This window comes from Spirosoma sp. (assembly GCF_048594605.1).
Classification (GTDB): Bacteria; Bacteroidota; Bacteroidia; order Cytophagales; family Spirosomataceae; genus Spirosoma.
This window is the reverse complement of the sequence record NZ_JBMDWV010000430.1, coordinates 1-15,509: the sequence shown is the minus strand read 5'-3', so window position 1 is coordinate 15,509 and position 15,509 is coordinate 1. Positions and strand designations below refer to the sequence as shown.

12 protein-coding genes and 1 pseudogene are annotated in these 15,509 nt (G+C 48.6%); 10 read left to right on the top strand and 3 right to left on the bottom strand.

Features of this window, described 5'->3' with window-relative positions; all coding sequences use genetic code 11:
* The 4 genes and pseudogenes from ACOJS8_RS27150 to ACOJS8_RS27135 all read left to right on the top strand — a co-directional run.
* Positions 1-261 (top strand): annotated as a pseudogene (locus tag ACOJS8_RS27150) (cytochrome c); the annotation flags it as partial.
* 29 nt (positions 262-290) lie between these two features.
* Positions 291-842 (top strand): cupin domain-containing protein, encoded by a 552-nt coding sequence (locus tag ACOJS8_RS27145; protein ID WP_420151696.1) that lies wholly within the window; start codon positions 291-293, stop codon positions 840-842.
* A 190-nt stretch (positions 843-1,032) separates the two neighbouring features.
* A complete protein-coding gene (locus ACOJS8_RS27140; protein WP_420151695.1) occupies positions 1,033-2,076 on the top strand; it encodes a Gfo/Idh/MocA family oxidoreductase in 1,044 nt (347 codons plus the stop codon).
* Positions 2,073-3,368, top strand: a complete 1,296-nt coding sequence (locus ACOJS8_RS27135; RefSeq protein ID WP_420151694.1) for an MFS transporter — start codon at positions 2,073-2,075, stop codon at positions 3,366-3,368. Before ACOJS8_RS27140 ends, ACOJS8_RS27135 begins: the two co-directional genes overlap by 4 nt.
* A 4-nt stretch (positions 3,369-3,372) precedes the next feature.
* Here ACOJS8_RS27135 and ACOJS8_RS27130 read toward each other — a convergent pair whose 3' ends face one another.
* Positions 3,373-3,912, bottom strand: coding sequence for an RNA polymerase sigma factor (locus ACOJS8_RS27130; protein ID WP_420151693.1), 540 nt, complete (start codon positions 3,910-3,912; stop codon positions 3,373-3,375).
* A 770-nt stretch (positions 3,913-4,682) separates the two neighbouring features.
* Between ACOJS8_RS27130 and ACOJS8_RS27125 the strand changes: the two genes are divergently transcribed.
* The 6 genes from ACOJS8_RS27125 to ACOJS8_RS27100 all read left to right on the top strand — a co-directional run bounded on the left by ACOJS8_RS27125 (position 4,683) and on the right by ACOJS8_RS27100 (position 12,767).
* Positions 4,683-6,857, top strand: coding sequence for a ligand-binding sensor domain-containing protein (locus ACOJS8_RS27125; protein ID WP_420151692.1), 2,175 nt, complete (start codon positions 4,683-4,685; stop codon positions 6,855-6,857).
* 31 nt (positions 6,858-6,888) lie between these two features.
* Complete coding sequence (locus ACOJS8_RS27120) at positions 6,889-8,091, top strand: sialidase family protein (RefSeq protein WP_420151691.1); 1,203 nt, start codon at positions 6,889-6,891, stop codon at positions 8,089-8,091.
* Positions 8,092-8,102: 11 nt separating this feature from the next.
* Positions 8,103-10,337 carry a hypothetical protein gene (locus tag ACOJS8_RS27115; protein ID WP_420151690.1) on the top strand — a complete coding sequence of 745 codons (2,235 nt, stop codon included), beginning with the start codon at positions 8,103-8,105 and terminating at the stop codon, positions 10,335-10,337.
* Between the two features lie 59 nt (positions 10,338-10,396).
* Positions 10,397-10,915, top strand: a complete 519-nt coding sequence (locus ACOJS8_RS27110; protein WP_420151689.1) for a YfiT family bacillithiol transferase — start codon at positions 10,397-10,399, stop codon at positions 10,913-10,915.
* Between the two features lie 43 nt (positions 10,916-10,958).
* Positions 10,959-12,341, top strand: a complete 1,383-nt coding sequence (locus ACOJS8_RS27105; RefSeq protein ID WP_420151688.1) for a fibronectin type III domain-containing protein — start codon at positions 10,959-10,961, stop codon at positions 12,339-12,341.
* 63 nt (positions 12,342-12,404) lie between these two features.
* Entirely contained in the window at positions 12,405-12,767 is a 363-nt protein-coding gene (locus ACOJS8_RS27100; protein WP_420151687.1) for a DUF1304 domain-containing protein, read from the top strand.
* Positions 12,768-12,937: 170 nt separating this feature from the next.
* Here the strand turns inward: ACOJS8_RS27100 and ACOJS8_RS27095 are convergent, their stop codons facing one another.
* The gene (locus tag ACOJS8_RS27095) at positions 12,938-14,272 is read right to left on the bottom strand and encodes an ammonium transporter (RefSeq protein ID WP_420151686.1); all 1,335 of its coding nucleotides are present in this window, start codon (positions 14,270-14,272) and stop codon (positions 12,938-12,940) included.
* 71 nt (positions 14,273-14,343) lie between these two features.
* A partial coding sequence (locus ACOJS8_RS27090) for a porin (RefSeq protein ID WP_420151685.1) occupies positions 14,344-15,509 on the bottom strand: 1,166 nt, incomplete at its 5' end.

Sequence of the window (15,509 nt, the reverse complement as noted above, 5' to 3'; positions counted from 1 at the left end):
GGCGGTGAAGGCGGCAAATCCATTCATACCGCTAACCTGACGTTTGACGAAGAAACGGGAATCGGCAAGAAATACACGAAAGAGCAGTTTGTGCGGGCGGTGAAGCAGGGCGTTCGGCCCGATGGGTCGATTCTGAGTCGGCCGATGGAGCCCCACCCTTCCCTGAGTGATTATGAAGTGGGCGCCATCTACGAGTATCTGAAAACGATACCGAAAATCAAGAATGACATTGCTCAGAAGAATGCCGAGGTAGACGGATAATTAACTGACCCATAACCCAAACTCAGTTCATGGCTTACGCAAACAAAACAATTACAAACAACATAACAGGCCAATCGATTCGGTTCATTAAAACCGCCAAAGAAACCAAGGGGCAGTTGCTCGAAATGGAGTCTACTTATGCCGCCCATTCCACTGAACCGGCTGAGCACTACCATCCGCACCAGGTTGAAGATTTTACCGTTCTATCGGGCGAGCTAACCGTTCGGGTGGATGGAGCCGTAAAAACCCTTCGGCGGGGCGATAAGCTTCATGTTGCGCAAAACAAGGTTCATTCGATGTGGAATCAGTCACATGAAGCCGCCGTTGTAAACTGGCAGGTAAAGCCCGCAATGGACACCGAATATCTTTTTGAAACCCTGACGGGACTAGCCAACGACGGAAAAGTTAACGCGAAAGGTCTGCCTTCTTTCTTGCAGCTTGTGCTGATGGCCAACCGCTTCCTGAACGTCATTCGATTAACAAAGCCGGGGCTGGTAACTCAGAAAATCCTGTTTACGGCACTGACTCCTTTTGCTTATCTGGCTGGCTACCGGCCAACGTATCGCAAGTATTTCGACTAAAATCGCCCTACAACCTACCGGATGAGATTCATGTACCCATAAACAGCGCCCGCGTAGGCTGCCCGGAAGGCGGAAAACAGTACGTCGCCATCGCCTGCTGTGGCGGGAAATTGACGATGAAATCAGGAGATAAGTACGTAGCGTTTGCTTTACCCTTTAATCCTTGATTTCATCTTCTTTTCGGCTGCTTATGGCTAAAATTATTAACGTTGGTTTGGTAGGCTTTGGCCTGTCCGGGCGCTATTTTCATACGCCCTTTTTATCGGTCAATCCACGATTCCATCTCAAAAAAGTTGCCAGCAGTCGGCCCGAGGCTGTTCACCAGTTCGATACGTCGATTGAATGGGTGGCTACGCCCGATGAGTTATTTGCCGACGAATCCATTGATCTTGTTTTCATTTGCAGCCCCAACGAAACCCATGCCGACTACGCCCGAAAAGCGTTGAAACAAGGAAAGAACGTAGTGGTTGAAAAACCATTTGCGTTATCTGAAAGCGAAGCCATCTCTCTTCTGGAATTAGCGCACAAACAAGGGCTGCTGGCAACGGCTTACCAGAATCGCCGGTGGGATTCTGACTTTCTGACCATCAAACGGTTGCTGGCGGAAGGTGCTTTGGGAACATTGATCGAGTATGAAGGTCGGTATGATCGTTATTCGCCGGTGCCTCCGAATTCGCAAAGCTGGAAAGAATTACCCGGCGCTGGTCGAGGCAATCTGTACAATTTAGGACCACACCTGCTCGATCAGGCCCTGCAACTGTTCGGTAAACCCGATACGGTGCAGGCCACCGTTCGAAGTATCCGCCCCAACAGTCAGGTGACTGACTATTTCGAAGTAAAGCTGGGCTACGCAGACAAAATCGTCCGGCTTGAATCCAGCCTGATGGTTTATCAAAATCAGCTGCGATATAGTTTGCACGGCACGGAAGGCTCCTTCCTCAAAGGCGGTCTGGACGTGCAGGAAGAACGCTTACGCGTCAATCAACTGCCCGATCAGGCCAGTTGGGGCGAAGAGCCGGAAGACCGCTGGGGAACGCTTTACCGGGATGACCAGACGAACGTAGTAAGGAGTGAACCAGGAAACTACACGCCTTTTTATAATAATCTATACGACGTACTGGTCAACAGTGCCGAACCCGCCGTTACGCCCATCGATATTCAGCAACTGGCTCGTGTGATTGACTTAGCCCAGGAAAGCTATCGAACCCAACGCACCTTATCGTTTCAATCATGAGTAACTATCGCTGGCGAATTGCTGGATTGCTGTTTGTGGCGACAACCATAAACTACCTGGACCGACAGGTTATCAGCCTGCTCAAACCAACGCTGGAAACGGTTTTCAACTGGACCGAAACTGATTATAGCCACATTGTCATGGCGTTTCAGGGCGCTTATGCGCTCAGCTACGTTGTCTTTGGTCGGCTGATTGATAAAATTGGAGCGAAGGTGGGCTACACAATGGCCGTCTGTTTGTGGACAATCGCGGCTGCCCTTCATGCGGTGGCAACCAGTACGTTCAGTTTTGGCGTATACCGTGCCCTGCTGGGTCTGGGAGAAGGTGGTAACTTCCCGGCGGCTATCAAAACCGTAGCCGAGTGGTTTCCCAGGCAGGAGCGCGCTCTGGCAACTGGTTTTTTCAATGCCGGTACCAATATTGGCGCTGTCGTTGCGCCCGTAATGGTGCCGTGGATCCTGGGTGTTTACGGTTGGCAGGTTGCGTTTCTGGTCACCGGGCTGGTCGGGTTCATCTGGGTGGTTTTCTGGTGGTTGGGCTACGAAACTCCTCAACGTCATAAACGAGTGTCAACGCAGGAGCTGGCCTATATTACCAGCGATGCGGATAGCAGCACAGAAGAAGCAGTTCAGATAAAGTGGCTTGATCTGCTACGTTTCCGACAGACGTGGGCGTTCATTCTGGGCAAATTGCTTACCGATCCGGTGTGGTGGTTCTTTCTCTTCTGGCTACCTTCTTACTTTGCCTCTTCCTTCAACCTGGACCTTAAAAAGCCAAGCCTGCCGCTTATTGTTGTTTATACGGCAGCTACCATCGGCAGCGTAGGCGGAGGGTATCTATCCGGCTATTTTTTGAGTAAAGGCTGGACCATCAATCGCTCCCGCAAAACAGCAATGCTGCTGTACGCATTCTGTATTGTACCGATTGCTCTGACCCGCTACGCTACGGATATATGGGAAGTGGTTGGTTTGTTGAGTCTGGCTGTAGCTGCCCATCAGGCCTGGAGCGCCAATCTGTTTACGCTGGTATCAGATATGTTTCCCAAACAGGCGGTCAGTTCGGTTGTCGGACTGGGGGGTATGGCTGGTTCCGTTGGCGGACTCCTCTTCCCGATCGTTGTGGGAGCTTTGCTGGATACGCACAAAGCTGCGGGCTCCATCACAGTGGGCTCCAATTATCTGTTCATCATTTGCGGTAGCGCTTATCTACTGGCCTGGCTTTGCATCCATTTTTTCGCGCCTAAAATTCAACCAATCGGGATGAAAAACACAATCATGGAAACAACTGCGTAGCCGTTTACCCCAAAGCAAAATCAATTTTTTCACGCAGGAGTTGCTTCGCCTTAACCAGCTGATTTTTTACTGTATTCTTTGATATACGTAGCAACTCCGCAATTTCCTGGTAAGATTTGCCACCCTCTATATTAAGCAACAGAATCTGTCTACGCTTTTCGGATAGGGAATTGATCGCCGTTTGAAGCTTTTCCATCCTGATTTCCTGATCCTCTGCTTCGTTTTCCTGCGGATTTTCCATTCGTTCCAGGTAGCGCTGACGTAGCAACTGGCTTTTCTCCACCTGCTTAAGGTAATCGAAAGCCATGTTACGCAGGCAGGTAAATAAATAGGAATTGAAGTTCAGATCAGGGTTAATGAGCGAGCGTTTCTCCCAGATTTTTATAAATGCATCGTGCACCATGTTTTCAGCCTCTTCCTGATCTTTCAGCAGATAAACGCAGAATTTCAGAGCTGGCGTGCGGTAGTGCCGGTATAGCTTACCAAAAGCTACCTGATCGCCCTGGATTACGCTTGTAAGAAGTGCGGATAAAGATGCAGCCATACATGTAGGGGTATAAGGGATTAGCGAATAGTTATGGAATGTCTACTCAAGCAGAAGATTCACCAGAAAATAATTGCTTAATTCAGATTGATTCTGTCAGTACTCATCCATTCTTTTGGCACGTCCTTACTCCTCTATAACCAGGTACATCGAATGGATTTTAACCGTTAAACACTACGTCGAATTATTACTAAAATACAGACTGGTGAGCTACCAGATCAATATGTTTACTTTTTTGAGCGTCAATCAAACTAACTATTGGAAAAAGCTCTAAAAAACGTATAATTTATTGTGTGTTGAGTTATATATGAAACAAATATAGTCCTTACAAGCCTGACCGTTTTACGCACTTTGCGTAAAAATACCTTCTATTTGCGCAAATTAATAGGATTTCATCATGACGTAACACGCTTAAACGTCTGTACGCTGTATCTAGCTAACTACCAACGTATTGGCTCTTGTCCAATTCGTCCAGCTTCATGATTAGGTAATAGATTATTTACATCTCCTTAACCGGCAATTACCCCTGATTTTATGGGTTGCGACCGGATTCTTCGTTTCCTGTTGGTTCCTGTCAGGTAAACAAAGCCAAAAATTAAGGGCTGCCGATAGCCCGATGCCTTTCCCACGACGTATAGTAGCTGAACACGGCAAACACCTCCGCACGATTACATGCTTCTATACGACTGCTGATGAATGTCTGGCGATGCATACAATGGATTGTCATAGTTGCCACGGCTTACGCCTGTCGGTCAGGTAATTCTGTACCTGTGGAAAATACAGCGGTTGCGACTACATACGTTGATCAGCCATTTGAGCAGGAGTATCACGACGCGTATCCTCTACCACAAGACGTTCAGACAACGGAGGTACGTAGCATTGCGGTCGATAAGCAATCGACGGTCTGGATTGCGACGGCTTCGGGCGCTTTTCAGAAAAAAGCGGATCAATCCGACTGGATACAGCCCTCACCAAAAGTAGACCTCGGCCCAACCTTTTCAGTCGCCGTTGATAATCAATCCGTTGTTTGGCTGGGTGCCTGGAACGGCCTGTATCACTATAAAGACCAAAAACTCGAACGTATCAACGAGTTGACGGCTCCCGTAGCTGTGGTTTGTCCCAGCAAAGAAGGTATTTACGCACTTGGCCCACAGGGGATTTGGCTGATCAACGAACGAGGTTGCCAGAAAAAAAACTACGTAGTGCCTCGCTCCATACGTAGTGCTATTTCGGACGGGAACGGTGGCCTCTGGATTGCCACCGACGTGGGCCTATACCACGCTACTGACACGCAAACAGACGTATTACAGAAAAACGACGAATTAATAAGTGCGTCGATTAAAGGAATAGCTTTTGATTCCAAACAACAGCTTTGGGCAGCTGGTCTGGGGGGCGTTACGGTGCGGAACCAGACAACGAAAGTGCAGACCATTCAGCCAGAGCAGGGAATTCCATCGATCTACGTCAACTGCGCAGAACGAGCGCCAGATGGACGCATGTGGATTGGCACAAACGTAGGAATAGCCAGATACAAGCCAGATGGTAGCCGTTCATTACGATTTACCCGCAGGTGGTTGCTGGACGACCAGGTCAATGACATCGCCTTCGACGCAGACGGAACGGCCTGGATTGCTACAGCCAAAGGGGTTAGCGCGATTCGAAAGAAAGCGATGACGTTAGCCCAGAAGCAGGATTATTTTTATCAGGTGCTGATGCAGCGACACATCCGTGAGCCCTGGATTGCCGGGCAATGCCGTTTAAAAACACCTGGGGACGTAAGCACCTGGACACCGGATGATGATGATAACGACGGGGAATATACAGGCAATTATCTGGCCATGGAATGCTTCCGATACGTAGCGACTAAAAAACCTGATGCTAAAGTAAAAGCTCAGAAGGCGTTTCGCTTTTTGAAACTGCTTCAGGACGTAACGGGTACCGATGGCTTCTTTGCCCGTACGGTTGTTCCGGCCAGCTGGACTGAGGTAGACGATGGCAACCGCACACTTACCCCTAAAGAACGGGCCGACGAGCTGATAAAAGAACCCCGTTCTAAGCCTATGGAAGTTCGCTGGCGAAAGTCGAAAGATGGTAAATGGTTGTGGAAAGGCGATACCAGCAGCGACGAACTCTGCGGCCACATGATGGGCTACTATTTCTATTATGAACTGGTGGCCGATGAGGCTGAAAAAGCGGTTGTTCGGGCACACGTAGCGCGGCTGGTCGATTACCTGATTGCCCACGATTTTACACTGACCGACATCGATGGGACGCATACACGCTGGGGAGTCTGGTCGCCGGATTTATTAAACCGTGATCCAGACTGGGCCCCCGATCGTGATCAGAATTCAATGGAGTTACTGGCTTTTCTCAAGCTGGCGTACTACGTAACGGGTCAACCAAAATACGAACAGCACTACCGACAATTGATCGACAAAGAAGGCTATCTCGACAATATGGCCAATATCAGGCATCAGAATCCGGCCTGGTTCATTTATTTCGACGTCATGCTGGCGGCTTATGTATATCCGATTCTGCTACGTTGCGAGAAAGATCCGAAGATCAAAGCTTTCTACGAAGCCCACTTGGATCAGTGGCTGGAACAACGGAAAGGCGACAAAAATCCGCTCATCAATTTTCTGTACTGCTACGCCCGCAACAAAAAGGTTGAATTGACTCCTTCCGTTGAATTTCTGATCGATACGCCCCTCGATCTGGTGAACTGGACAGTCGATCATACCAAACGTGAAGACATAAAAATCGTGCGCACACCCGTACTGGATGAGTTGCAGGTTAGCGAACTTCCTCCGGCTAGCATACGTACCGTCGTGCGTTGGGACAAAAATCCATGGGCCGCCGTAAATGGTACACCCGATATCGAACGCGAGCCTGTGTTTTGGCTACTGCCTTATTGGATGGGGCGATATTTGACAATGATTAAATGAGATTTCCAGACAGCTAAATCAAAACCACTTTATGCGATTACCCAAACGAATTAGTCTGTTACTGCTCTTGTCGTGTCTACACCTGCCGGGCTCTGGACAGTGTGGGACTGATAATCCGGCCATTGTCAGCAAACAGTTGATCTTTCCGGAGCAAGGCAAGCACGTCCACGGAAGCAGTCTTGTCAGTTTGCCAAACGGCGATTTTCTGGCGGTTTGGTTTGATGGCAGTGGCGAACGTACCGCCGATGATGTCAAGATTATGGGCGCGCGACTGAGAAAAGGGGAAAAAACCTGGAGTGAACCGTTCCTGATGGCCGATACGCCTAACCTACCCGACTGCAATCCGGTCGTATTTCTGAACCATGCCGGAAAATTATTCCTGGTCTGGATTGCGGTTCAGGCTAATCAGTGGGAATATTCGATTCTTCGTTTCAAAACCTCAACCGATTATCTGAAAAGCGGACCACCGATCTGGAGCTGGCAGGATAATATTTTGCTCAAGCCTGACGAACGATTTACCAACGAAATCGCCAGAAAATTCAACGATCTTCCGAGAAGCACAACAGGTTGGGGCGGTTATGCCCTTCGCTACGACGATCAGATTAAAGAGGCTAGTCACGACGTAGGCAAACGATGCGTTGGCTGGATGACACGGATCAAACCCATGTTGCTGGAAAAAAACCGGATCATTCTACCACTTTATTCCGACGGATTTAATATGTCGCTCATGGCTATTTCCGACGATGATGGAACGAGCTGGCGGCCAAGTTTGCCCGTTGTTGGTCGTGGCCCTATCCAACCGGCGTTGGTCCGTAAAAAAAATGGCCATTTGGTAGCCTTTATGCGTGATAGTGGCGATGAGCCCATACGTGTGCAGATAAGCGAATCGGCCGACCTGGGCGAAAGCTGGACAGCAACCACAAAAACCGACATTCCTAATACGGCAAGTGTAGAAGCTCTGGTTCTTCAGGATGGCCGCTGGGCGTTTCTTGGCAACGACGTGGACGACGGGCGTTACCAGTTCAGTTTGTATTTATCCGACGATGAGGGCCAAACCTGGGCCTGGAAAACCCGAATCGAGAACCATCCATACCAGCAGGGCAGGTACTCCTATCCGTCGTTAATTCAGACTTCCGATGGCCTGCTGCACATGACCTATTCTCACCATCCCGACGACAACCATAAGTCCATCAAATACGTCGTTGTTGACCCGCGAAAACTCACTCGAAACTGATACTGACACTCATGCTACGACTCCGTATCCCAATATTTTTCATTTTTTTTGCGCTTTTCTGTGTCTGCACTACGGTCAGTACATTGGCGCAGGCAGTGTATCAGGACAAACCGTATGCACAGGATTACAGTATTAAATACTACGTTGCCAAGTCGAATGCCGCTCTTATCGGTCTAGCCTGCGATCGAAATGGCGTAATCCAGGTACTTTCTGCTGACGGATTACTACGTCCGGCCAATGGTTATTTTCTGTCGCCGGGCACTCTCCTACCCGACCAGACGTACCGCCCAATGCAAACTATGAACGTAACGGCTCTGGATTTATATAAAGACCAACTCGTTTATCTGGATAAGCGAGCCGTTGTCAGTAATGCGTGGGCGGGCAAACTGTTCACTGAGCACCAGTTACCCCAACCGAAACTGTTTGCCGGGGGAACAGATTTTACATTTCTTGTTTCGGATGGAAAGGCGCTACACGTAGTAAAAGAGGCTAAAATGGCCTGGAAAGGTGCCATGCCAAACGATGAATTAATCAGTGTTCAATTTCAGCCAGAGGCCAATCTGTTCTGGCTACTGGGCAAAAAATCCCTATCTACGTTATCGGGCAAAGACTATAAGTTGACGACAGTTTTCAACGGCGCAGGCTTTACATCCTTCGCGCTAACGGCAAAATCGCAGAAAATCATTATCGGAACCGACAACGGCTATATCGAATTCGATGCCGCTGGTAAAAAGCAGATTGGCGCCATTCACCAGAAAATCCCTTGTCCGGAAATCACAGCGGTGGCTGATATCAATGGCAAACTCTGGTTTGGCTCAACGAACGGCGCTTTTGCGCTACGTTCCGATGGCCAGTTTGACTACTACAATGGTGAGCGCTGGCTACCCGGAAATCAGGTTGTACAGATTATATCCGGCCCTGACAATTCGGCGCTGATTCTCACCACGGCAGGACTGGCCAGAATTGAGACCAGACTTATGACACTGCATGAGAAAGCTCAATTTTATGATAATCAGGTGCGTACCCGACACATCCGGAACGGCTTTAATGCTACGTTAGCGCACATGGAAAAAGGCAATCTGGCTACTGGCTATATGGAAGATTCTGACAACGATGGACTTTGGACATCTATGTATCTGGCTGGTGAAATTTTCCGGTATGCCGTTACAAAGGACAAACAGGCGCTGCAAAATTGTCGGGAATCGCTCGATGCGATGGAACGGCTTTATACGATTACACCCGTGCACGGTTTTCCAGCGCGGTCATTTGAACGGGCAGGTCTCACGGCTAAACTTCACGATTCTGAGCGCTGGCAACCATCGCCACAGGCCGGCTGGGACTGGAAATCGACGACCAGTAGCGACGAAGTGATCGGGCATATTTTCGCGTTTGGTGCCATGGCCGAACTGGTTGATGACAAGCCCCTTCAACGACGAGCCATTACGTTGATCGATACATTAATGAGCCATATTATCAGCCACGATCTTTATCTGATTGATTTTGACGGAAAACCCACAATGTGGGGCAAGTGGAATCCGAAATACGTTAACGCGTTCCCGATAAACGTGGGCGACCGTAAGCTCAATTCATCCAATATTGTAGCCATGCTCCAGACGGCTTACCACTTTACCAAAAAGGAAAAATACAAGACCAAAGCGTTTGAGCTGATGCAGAAACACGGCTATCTGGAAAACCTGATGCGGCCGATGAGCGTAATTGGAAAAGCGCCGGATGATGCCGACGAGCATAGCAAACACATGTCGGACGGCTGGAATCACTCCGACGATGAGATGTATTTTGTGGGTTACTGGGGATTGTATCGGTATGCGTTCAACGATACGTTAAAAGCGAAATTTAAACAGGCTATCCTCGATCACTGGGAAGTTGAACGCCCGGAAAAAGAAGGCGCCTGGAACATTTTTACGGCGCTGACTGGTACGAAAACCTTTGACCTGAACGAAGCAATCTGGTATCTACAGGAGTTCCCGCTTGATCTGATCGACTGGGAGATTGCGAACAGCCAGCGGAAAGATATTGAGCTTATTCCGGAAAATTTCCGCAGACAAACCACTAAGAATGTACTTCCTCCCGACGAGCGCCCTATACAACGCCATAACGGCAATATGTTTACAATGGATCGCAAACAGGGTAACGGTACGTCGGAACATAGTGCGGGCGATATCTGGCTGTTGCCGTACTGGATGGGCCGGTATCTGGGCGTGATTAGCCCGCCGGTTGCGAAATAAGGTTTTTGTGAACTTCCCGAAAGTTTTGAACATTTGAGAAGTTTTATCAGAACACATACATGGATAATCGTAAGTTTCCCATCGGTCCACTTAAGTTACAGGATTCGTATTCAGCCGACGAACGGTCTGAGTTGATTCGCATTATTGAAGCCAGTCCTTCGCAATACCGTCAATTGGTTGAACACTTGTCGCCGGAGGAGCTGACCAGAACGTATCGGGAAGGCAGCTGGACCGTCAGACAACTGGTGCATCACGTCAGCGATATGCAGTTTCTGCACTATATGCGGATGAAAAAAGCGCTGACGGAGCCTGATTATAAAATTGTTACGTTGGTCAATATGGACGGTTGGGCGAATACCCCCGACGCGACAGAAGCGCCGATTGAGGATTCGCTACGTATGTTTGAAGGCGTTCATCAGCGGTATGCGTATCTGGCCAAAACACTCACCGAACCTATGCTCGCCATTACGTATTACCATCCGGTCCGGCAGATTTATATCAATCAGGCCCAGGCACTGGCTATGTCGGCATGGCACGTACAGCATCATCTGGCGCATATTCGCCTGGCTCTGCAATAAACATTTTCATACCAAACCATCCGTTGGCGCTTGATCAAAAGCCATGAAACGTATTGTATATTCCCTGTTTCTGATGGGCCTGGCCACTGTTGGCTGGACGCAAACGCACAAAGAGTACCCGCCGGGCGTTTATCCAGATCGAGTGATTTTAGGTTTGCAGGGCAATCCTGCTACGTCTCAATCGGTTAACTGGCGCACTGACTCGACCGTTACGAATGCCGTTGGTGCCATTGCAGAAGCCGATCCCTCGCCCGATTTTGTCAGCAAGGCAGCCGTCGTTCCGGCTACTACGGAGCGCGTTTTACTGGACGGTAAAACGGTGCTCTATCATTCGGTTCATTTTCAGAATCTGAAACCCGCTACGCAATACAGCTACCGGATTGGTGATGGTACGCACTGGTCGGAATGGTTTCATTTTAAAACAGCACAGGATCGCCCGGCGCCATTCGCCTTTCTGTATTTCGGCGACGCGCAAAACGACATTCGCTCGCTGTGGTCGCGGGCTATTCGGGGGGCATACACTACGTTGCCTACCGTGAATTTCATGATTCATGCTGGAGACCTGATCACTTCGTCTAACGCGGACTGGCAATGGGCCGAATGGTTTGAAGCAGGCGGCTGGATCAACGGTATGGTCACTACGTTGGCAACTCCAGGCAATCACGAGTATTTTAAAGATGAACAGGGAAAGCCGCGCGTGTCGAGACATTGGCGCCCGTCGTTTGTGTTGCCTGAAAATGGGCCAGATGGTCTAAAAGAAACCGTTTACTTCGTTGACTACCAGGGAACACGGTTTATCTCGCTCAATTCGCAGGCCGCTCTGCTTGATTCAGCCGTGATGACTACAGAGGCAAACTGGCTGGTGCAGACCTTAAGTAATAATCCCAATCGGTGGACGGTCGTCGTTCACCATCATCCTATTTACTCCACCAAACAAGGCCGCGACAACGACGATTGGCGAGCGCGTATGGAACCGATTTATAAAAAATTCGGAGTTGATCTGGTATTGCAGGGGCACGATCATACCTACGGGCGCGGCCTGAATATGCCGTTAGGGAAAAGCCGGAAACACCCAGATGGCCCTATTTACGTAGTGTCGGTGAGTGGGCCGAAAATGTATGATATTGGCTTGCAGAACTGGATGGACCGGGCAGCCTCCAACACGCAACTTTATCAGACTATATCCATCAACGGTGATAAATTAACGTATCAATCCTACACGGTGACAGGCGAAAAATATGATTCATTCGAGTTAGTAAAAAACAATAAAGGTCATAATACGCTCAACGATCAAAGTCCTGCACTCTCTGCTGAACGACTCGAATTACCCGCAGAATACCAAAAACGATATACCCCTGTTCAAATGGAAGAGTATAGAAATCGGTTCCAGGAATACAAAGCCCGTAAACAAGCTCGCAACGAATAGGTAGCTTACAACTATTTGTCTACTAGGCCTTAACGAAATTACGTAACACTTACATCATCACTTATGCAACTGATCGCTAAGATTCTCATCGGACTCGTCGCTATTGAACATGTGTATATTCTATGGATGGAAATGTTTGCCTGGACAACCAGAGGTCGCAAAACATTTAAATCGCTTCCTCCGGACTTATTCGAAAAAACAAAATCTCTGGCGGCCAATCAGGGATTATACAACGGTTTTCTGGCGGCTGGGCTTTTCTGGTCTCTTCTTATTCAGGACCCGGCCTGGCACGTAAATGTTGCCAGTTTCTTTCTGGGCTGTGTTATCGTTGCGGGAACTTATGGCGCTTTAACGGCCCAGAAAAGCATTTTCTTCGTGCAAGCCCTTCCCGCCCTCCTGGCTTTGGCTTTCCTCCTACTTTCCTGAAAACGAATTAGCTACAAACAAGGAAACCGCTCCCAAGTGGGAACGGCTCCATAAGTACAACAAAACCACAGATAAAGCTGCCAGACTTTGGCCAGGCAGGGTGCCTGTGGCTTTGTTGCAATATTTTTGAGATCTACAGGGGTTTATCAAACCCAACATCTGTAAATCAACTAAGCTTCGATAAGGAATTCGTCGTGCTGGCTGACATCCAGACCTACTTTCTCGTCTTCTTCCGTTACACGTAGTGGCAGAATTAAGTCCGTTACTTTCAGAAGCAGGAATGACATAACAAACGCGAAAACCGACACACCAACCAGCGCAATCATGTGTTCGACGAACAGGCCTGTTTCGCCAAACGCCAGACCTTCAACCGTTACGGCTGAGTTAACACCTTTGCTGGCAAAAATGCCCGTCATCACCATACCGACCATACCACCAACACCGTGGCAAGGAAACACGTCCAGCGTATCATCCAGCGTTGATTTTGAGCGTAGGTGTGCAATGTAGTTCGAAATCATAGACGCAACTGTACCAATGAAAATCGAGGTTGGCACTGTAACAAAACCGGCCGCTGGCGTAATGGCAACCAGACCTACTACTGCACCGATTGAGAAACCGAGAGCCGATACTTTCTTACCTTTAGCCGCATCGAACAATACCCAGGCCAGACCAGCAGCCGCAGCAGCAGTGTTTGTGGTAGCGAAAGCCGAAGCTGCCAGTGGCGTAGCACCTACAGCCGAGCCCGCATTGAAACCAAACCAGCCAAACCACAGCAGACCCGTACCTAATAATACGAAGGGAATGTTAGCGGGTGGAAAATAGCTGGCTTCAAGGTGCGACTTCCGACGTTTCAGATACAAAGCACCGGCCAGCGCTGCCCAGCCTGCAGACATGTGTACAACCGTACCACCGGCAAAGTCAAGAACACCGCGCTTGAAAAGGATACCTTCTGGGTGCCAGGTCATGTGCGCCAGCGGAGCGTAAACGAAGATGCTAAACAGAATCATGAACAGAACGTACGACTTAAAGTTGATACGTTCGGCCATCGACCCCGTTACCAGAGCAGGCGTAATGACCGCAAACTTGAGTTGGAAAAAAGCGAATACAACAAGAGGAATCGAAGCAGCCAATGACCAGGGCTTACCGTCCAGCACACCTTTGAACATGAAGTGATCCATTGGGTTACCGATGAAACCACCTATATCTGAACCGAATGCCAGGCTGAAGCCAATAACAACCCATAAAACACTGATGACACCCATAGCTACAAAGCTTTGCAGCATTGTTGAGATCACGTTTTTGTTGTTGACCATGCCACCATAAAAATAGGCAAGACCGGGTGTCATCAGCAAAACGAGAGCCGTAGCAACGAGCATCCAGGCCGTATCGCCGGAATTGATGCCTTCGGTTACGATTTGCGTTGGAACACCATTAAAACCGGGTAACACACCAAGAACGGCGACGATCCCCAATAAAATGAGCGGAATGTAACTGGGCTTTTGCATAATACTCTGAGAGGTTTTTTGTTGTACTGAGTTAAAAATTTGGTTAAGCAAACAAGCGTATGGATGATTATTTAGAACTTGAAGATGGCTGCCATGCCAAGCGTGGCCTGTGATTTGGTGAGCGAACCGCTGTTTTTCTCGAATTTGTTAGCCGAGTAGCTATCAACCCGGAATTCAGGCTTAAGGAGTACATGGCCGTCAGCGGCTGTGATATTTCCGGTTATGGTTATGGAATTAACACTGGCTCCGTTTCCGGCGGCATCGGTTAATGCACGTACACCACTCTTGTTATCAAATACTTCGTAGCGAATACCTAAGCCAAACTTGTCAGTAAAAGCGTAGTTGGAATAGATAGCAGCTCCGCCCCAGCTCTTTGCTGTTGTAGGGCCACCAGCGCCTTGATAATCACCCTTTTGAGAACCAATTGCCGCATTAAGTCCCATGTAAAACTTAGGCGTAATCTGATACGTAGTGGTTAAATCAAGTAATGAATAACTAGCCTTATCAGCCGTTACAGCTACCGTACTGTCAGGTCCCAATACCGGAGCCGAAGCCTCATTCGATACGATACCGTTTATATATACATTCCAGCCCGATGCCGGCGCAAAAAAGAATTGTCCGATCAATCCTTTCTTCTTGTTGTTATCGCCCAGATTGTCCACGTTGTTCACCAGACCAACCATCAACGAAGCCCGATCGCTGAAGGCGTATTGTGCTTTTAAACCAATGTGATAGAAGGGGCCGTTATTGAAAAGATTCGAAAGCGAGTAATTATAGTTGACAGGAGCATCGATTACTTCGTAACCAATGTGCGTACCGAATTGGCCTGCTGTAAACGATAGTTTGTTACTAGCCTTGAAAACAATATATGCCTGCTTGATAGCCAAGGCTGTCGAACCAGGTGTGCCAAGCAAACCAATGTTGTTACCGTAGTTTCCCAGATCAGCAAATGGGCCAAAAGCTAAATCCATCACAGCATCGACCTTATCAGATGTGTAGGTAGCTTTTGCCTGAATCAAACCGATCCCGAACTGGCCTGCCTTCTGGTCAAAAGCCCGTGCATTGGGAACAGGACCTAACCCTAGGTTTGACTGACTTTGGGGATTATTGAAATTACCGAAATAATAGGTATCCATGTAACCCGAAAATGTAAATTTCCCGGGAGTAGCAGAAGTACTGTCCTGCGCTTTAGCGGCAAAACCTAAAAGAAAAGAACTAATAAGTATAATTGCTTTTT